We start from the raw sequence: 5,473 nt of genomic DNA, 5'->3' as shown, positions 1-5,473 counted from the left end.
CGGGCGGCGGCGGCGGCGGCGGAGGCGGCGGAGGCGGCGGCGGCGGCGGCGCCACGACCGGCGGCGGGACCTGGTCCTGCATCGCGGAACAGCCCGCCATCGGCAGGGCCAGCCCCGCCAGCAACAGCATCAGGACGATCCTCAGACGGCTCATGCCCAGCGGCTTTCAGTCAGGGTCAGCGACAGATCGAGCGCCACGCCTTGCGCCGGCGGACGGCGGGAGTCGGGATCGAGGTCTTCGGCCGCCACGACGACGGTGACCGGCTGATCCTGGTCCCCGATCAGGTTCAGCACCTCCTCGCCGAAGCGGAACGGCAGGCTGTAGGCCCCGCGATGTCCGGCATGCTCCCCTTCCACCAGATGCAGGAAGGTCGGCGAGGCGCCCAGGGACACGGTCCGTCCCGCGCAGGTCATGCGGATTTCGATCGACCGGTCGAGAAGATTTTCCGTCGCCGCATAGGCCACGGACCCCGCGCCGCTGATCATCAGCGTATCGTCTGCGGCCCGCATTCGCGCCAAGGCTTCGGCGGGCAGAGACACGCTCATGCGATCGCGCCCCGCCTCCCCTTCGGCGCGCATCCGGTAAACCACCCCGCCCAGCGGCTCGCGCCGCGTCGCCCCCGGAGGCCCCGCGTCCGGCGCACTGAACACGGGGAAGGGAAACAGGTGATCGTAGGTGTAACCCAGCGACCGGGTCTCCAGCACGTCGCCGACGCGCCAGTCTCCGGTGTCCTCGCCCCGGGCGCCGACGAAACCGGCCAGCGTGCGCGCCGTCCAGTCGGCCGGATAGACGTTCGCCGCCTGCCGCGCATGCCAGGTCGCCCAGACCCGGTCGACATTGGCGTGATGCAGCCAGAAAACCGGATCATTGGCCGCCGTCGCCAGCCGCTTCATCAGACCGCCGACCAGCTCATGGATGAAGTTGTGGCCGTAGCCCTCGACCATGCCGGCGCCGTCGGGAAGCCGGCCGGCGAAGGTCTCGAACCCGTCGGATGTCAGTCGCGAGACATGGGGCGATCTCGCCCAGCGGGCGGCGCTGAAGTCCAGCGTATCGACGCCCTGGGCCCGTTGCCGTTCGTATAACGGCGCGTCTGTTCCGGTCACCCATGACGGCAGGGTCTGGTGCTCCTGGGCGTCCCAATAGGGCATGGCGAAAGCCGCATGCCCTGTCAGCTCGGCGATGATCCGCTCGAGGTGCGCCAGCTGGAGCCTGTGCCAGGGCAGGAAGAGGCCGTTGTTGTGCTGGCCGTTGCGGGCGTGGAGGGTGTTCTGGCGCGACCATGACCGGGCGTCGCTGCGGCGCTTCATCAGGGCCATGCCCTCTCCGAACGCCACCACATCATCGCTGGTCGCCGAGAGGCTGGAGGCCCCGCGCCGCACGCGCCGCGCCGTCTGGCTGAAAGCCGGCCCGGCTCCAAGGCCGAGCATCGCGGCGCCGGCCAGCGCCCTGCGTCTGTCGATCTTCACGAAGCCCCCGCTCCCCAAGCCGTCAGGGAAGCCCCGACGCAGCCGCAGGTTTCACGAAACTCCGGCCGCTGTCGAGCCTGCGGCCGCCGCCGGTTCCTGCCCGATGAACCGCGCGTCACGGGCCGCCATCCAGGCCTCGCGGGCGCCCTGTCGCGGCATGTCCACGCCGAACACCGCCAGCTGGCCCACCCAGACCCCGGACAACTGCTGGACCGTGCCCTGCAGCCAGGAGGGCGGCTGCTGCCGCGACCAGTTCAGGGGCGAGACGGCGTTGAACACCAGCAGGAAGGCCGCGACCACGACGATCGTCCGGCTGGTCCAGCGCCGGTCGCGGGCCGCCACGCCCTCATCGTCCAGCGGCGGGGCGGGCGGAAAGGCGAACCGCCCCAGCGCCGCCAGCCGGTTCTCGCGGGTCGGCAGGTCGTGGGCGTCGGCGCTCTGGATCCAGTCGCTGGGCGGATCGGCCGGCCCCGGGGGCAGGCTCTCGTACAGCGGCGGAAAGGGCGATTCCGGCCGGTGAACCGGAAACGGCTCCAGCGGGATTTCGGGAGGATCGCGCTCGTCGTTCATCGCCGTCTCAACGCCTCAGAACTGGAAATAGATGAAGGGGGCCACGCCTTCGGGACGCACCGCCTCGATGAGCAGGAAGGCCGCGCCGACCAGCAGGCCGAGAGTCAGCGACGGCGCCGCCTTCAGCCGCTCGGCCACGCCCTCGATGGCGCGCGGCGGCAGCCAGTGCATGGCCAGACCGCCGATGATCAGGGTCAGCAGCAGCGGCGTCAGCGCCGTGACCGGCCCGATCCGCGCCAGCCCCTGCAGCATGGCCATGGCCAGGTCGAAATTCTCGGCCCGGAACAGGATCCAGCCCAGGCAGACGATGTGGAAGGTGACGAGCACCCCGACCACGGTCGGTACGACCTTGCGGTCGCCGAAGGCCGCGCGGCCCAGCCGTTCAATCACCTGCACCCCGCCGTGCAGGGCGCCCCAGGCCAGGAAGGTCCAGGCCGCCCCGTGCCACAGCCCGCCCAGCACCATGGTGATGAAGACGTTGATGCAGCTCGAGATCAGTCCCTTCCGACCGCCCCCCAGCGGCACATAGAGGTAGTCGCGCAGCCAGCTGGACAGGCTGATATGCCAGCGCCGCCAGAAGCTCTGCATCGACGACGCCCGGTACGGCTGGTCGAAATTGCGCGGGAAGGAATAGCCCAGCAGGGCGGCGATCCCGATGGCCATGTCCGAATAGGCCGAGAAGTCGCAATAGATCTGGACCGCATAGCCATAGACCGCCGCGGCGATGTCGATCGCCCCATAGGCCGACGGATCGAAGAACACCGGATCGACCAGGTTCACCGAAATCTCCGACGCGATCACCGTCTTCTTGAACAGGCCCCAGACGATCAGCAGCAGGCCGTGCGTCGCCATCGCCCGCGTCAGGCGCGGCGTCCGGTCGAACTGCGGCAGCAGGTCCGAAGCCCGTACGATCGGCCCCGCCACCAGATGCGGGAAGAAGCTCATCAGCAGCATGACGTCGAGCAGGCTCTTCGCCGGCGGCGTCTTCCCGCGATGCACGTCGACCACGTACGATATGCCCTGGAAGGTGAAGAAGCTGATCCCTACCGGGAGCACGATCTGCAGCAGCGGCAGGTCCCGCTCCCAGCCGAACCGCATCAGCAGGTCGCCCGCCTGTTCGATAAAGAAGCCGTAGTATTTGAAGAAGCCGAGGATCAGCAGGTTGGCCGCGACCCCCAGCCCGACCAGCCAGGCCTTCTTCGCTCCCGGCTGCCGCGCGATCAGCGCGCCGACGCCCCAGTTCAGCACCGCCGACCCGATCAGCAGGGCGACGAAACGCCAGTCCCACTGGGCGTAGAAGAACCAGCTGGCCAGCAGCAGGAACAGTTTGCGCCGCCCGTTCTCGCGGTCCAGCGACCAGGCGGTGAAATAGACGAACAGGAAGAAGACGCCGAAGGCGAGCGTGGGGAACAGCATCTATTCGCCTCCCCCGCGTCGCGCCGACCAGGCCTCATAGGCGGTCATCAGATCGGCGTGCAGGACCCCGCCGATCCAGTCGGCGCCGGCCGAGCTGAAATGCACCCGGTCGCGCAACATGAAGGGCTCGCCCCTCATCGCCAGCCGATCCGCCGAACAGTCGCCGCCCATCCGTCCGTGCCAGTCCCAGAACGCCACACCCATGTCGGCGGCGACCCGGCGTTGCACATCCCGCACCACCGCCAGCGACGGCGCCGGCGCGCGCAGTCCGTCGGCGCTGCAGCCGTTCACGACCCCGTTTCGCAGGGCGTCGGGCGCGCCCAGGATCATCAGCGAGGCCGCCGGCGCCAGTCGCCGCAGGCGCGTGATCTGTCCGCGCAGCAGCGCCTCATAGGCCCGCGCGTCCAGTCTGTCGTCGAACCCCTCATTGGCGCCGAACGCCAGTATGATCAGCGCCGGCCGCCACGCCGCCAGCTCGCGCGCCACCACGCGCTGGTCCCGCGCCGCCAGATCCCGGATTGTCGCCCCGACCACGCCGAGGTTGGACAGCTCCACCCCCGGCGCGATGTTGGTCAGGCGCACGTCGTGCAGGGACAGGACCTCGTCCAGCGCGCGAAGCTCGACCTGTCGCGGACTCCCCCCGGCGTACAGGGTCGCGCAGCGTTCCTCGCCGAAGTCCACGGTCCAGCTCTCGTCGTCCGCCGCCACCTGCAGCCGACCAGGCCCGTCGCCGCACAAACCGATCCGGATGAAGGCGGGCGACAGCGACTCCCGCCGGAACGTCAGGCTGCTGCCCGGCTGCACGGTGATGGCCTGCACCCCGCTCAGCCCGACTCCGGCCCGGACGTAGCCCGCTTTGCCGGCCAATGGCGCGAGCATGGTCGTCCAGCCGCTCGTGGCCACCTCGACCTGCAGCGGCGCATAGCCGTCATAGGGCACGCCCGGCGGCAGCACCCCGCGGCCGCCATCCCCGAACCGCGCCTGCAGCGCCGCTCTCAGCTTGCCGGTGATGCGGTCGCCCGCCGTATGGCTGTCGCCGATCTGGAGGATATGCACCGGCTCCGTGCCGCGGCGGGCTTCCGCCCGGGCGAGCGCCTCGAACACGCCGTCCAGCGCCTCCGGCTGGCACAGGCCGTTCGGACAGACGGAAGCGCCCGGGGCGAGCGTGTCGGCGGGTCCATAGGGAACCTGGGCGGCCGCCGCGGACGCCAGAACAGCCGCGACGAGGGCCCCGGCGAACGCCTTCATGCTCAGGCGGCGGGCGAGACGGGCGGCGCGGCCGCTGAAACCGGTCCCGGCGTCGCCTGCGGACGATCCAGTCCGGCGTCGCGCTTCAGCCGCGCGGCGACCGGGGCGCTCATGCGCAGATAGCCGGCCATCGACATATGGATGCCGTCGCCGGCGCGCATCAGCACCCGGCGTCCGCCGTCGGTGGGCAGATAGGCTTCATAGCCGCCCCCGGCGTTCGAGGTCAGACCCACGGTCTCGATATAGGGCACGCCCAGCGCCCGCATCCGGGCCTCGACCACGCCGTTGATCACCATCATCTTGCCGTCGAAGCTGTCGCGCTTCATGCGCGGCAGGCCGACCCAGTAGACCGCCACATTGCGGCTGCGCAGAAGGGCGACCAGATCGTCGATCCGGCGGCCATAGGCGGCCTTCCAGCCGTCCGTGCCGAACATGTGCACCACGCCGCCGGTGTCGATGCCCTGGGCGTCGTTGGTGCCGAACAGCATCACGGCCACATCGACCGGATGCTCGTCGAGCTGGGCCTGGGTCTTGGCCTGGATGTTCACATAATCGTAGCGGCTCAGCCCGGTCGAAACCTGCGAGAATTTGGTCACCGAGACGTTCGGCTGGTCCTGAAGGTCGCGGTACAGGCCCGCGTACAGGCCGTCGGCCATGGAGTCGCCGAACACCCCGATCCGCAAGGGCCCCTGGGCCAGCCGCGCGTGCAGCGGCGTCACGCGGGCCATGGCGGGGACCGGGGCGGTTGCCGGGGCGGCGGCGACCGGCGCGG

General features: G+C 70.3%; 5 protein-coding genes. All 5 read right to left on the bottom strand.

From position 1 onward, the window contains the following. Positions 1–150 precede the first annotated feature (150 nt). Positions 151–1,467 carry a tyrosinase family protein gene (locus QQJ79_RS14535; RefSeq protein ID WP_284223638.1) on the bottom strand — a complete coding sequence of 439 codons (1,317 nt, stop codon included), beginning with the start codon at positions 1,465–1,467 and terminating at the stop codon, positions 151–153. A gap of 51 nt (positions 1,468–1,518) precedes the next feature. Further along, positions 1,519–2,037 carry a hypothetical protein gene (locus tag QQJ79_RS14530; protein ID WP_284223636.1) on the bottom strand — a complete coding sequence of 173 codons (519 nt, stop codon included), beginning with the start codon at positions 2,035–2,037 and terminating at the stop codon, positions 1,519–1,521. A gap of 15 nt (positions 2,038–2,052) precedes the next feature. Further along, a complete protein-coding gene (locus tag QQJ79_RS14525) occupies positions 2,053–3,453 on the bottom strand; it encodes an MBOAT family O-acyltransferase (RefSeq protein ID WP_284223635.1) in 1,401 nt (466 codons plus the stop codon). Further along, positions 3,454–4,701 (bottom strand): GDSL-type esterase/lipase family protein, encoded by a 1,248-nt coding sequence (locus QQJ79_RS14520; RefSeq protein WP_284223633.1) that lies wholly within the window; start codon positions 4,699–4,701, stop codon positions 3,454–3,456. 2 nt (positions 4,702–4,703) lie between these two features. Then, positions 4,704–5,473 (bottom strand): SGNH/GDSL hydrolase family protein (locus QQJ79_RS14515; RefSeq protein ID WP_284223632.1); only part of this gene is annotated, 770 nt, incomplete at its 5' end.

The sequence above is a fragment of the Brevundimonas denitrificans genome (assembly GCF_030160755.1).
In the GTDB taxonomy this organism is placed as follows: Bacteria; Pseudomonadota; Alphaproteobacteria; order Caulobacterales; family Caulobacteraceae; genus Brevundimonas; species Brevundimonas denitrificans.
This window is presented reverse-complemented; position numbering and strand designations above follow the sequence as displayed.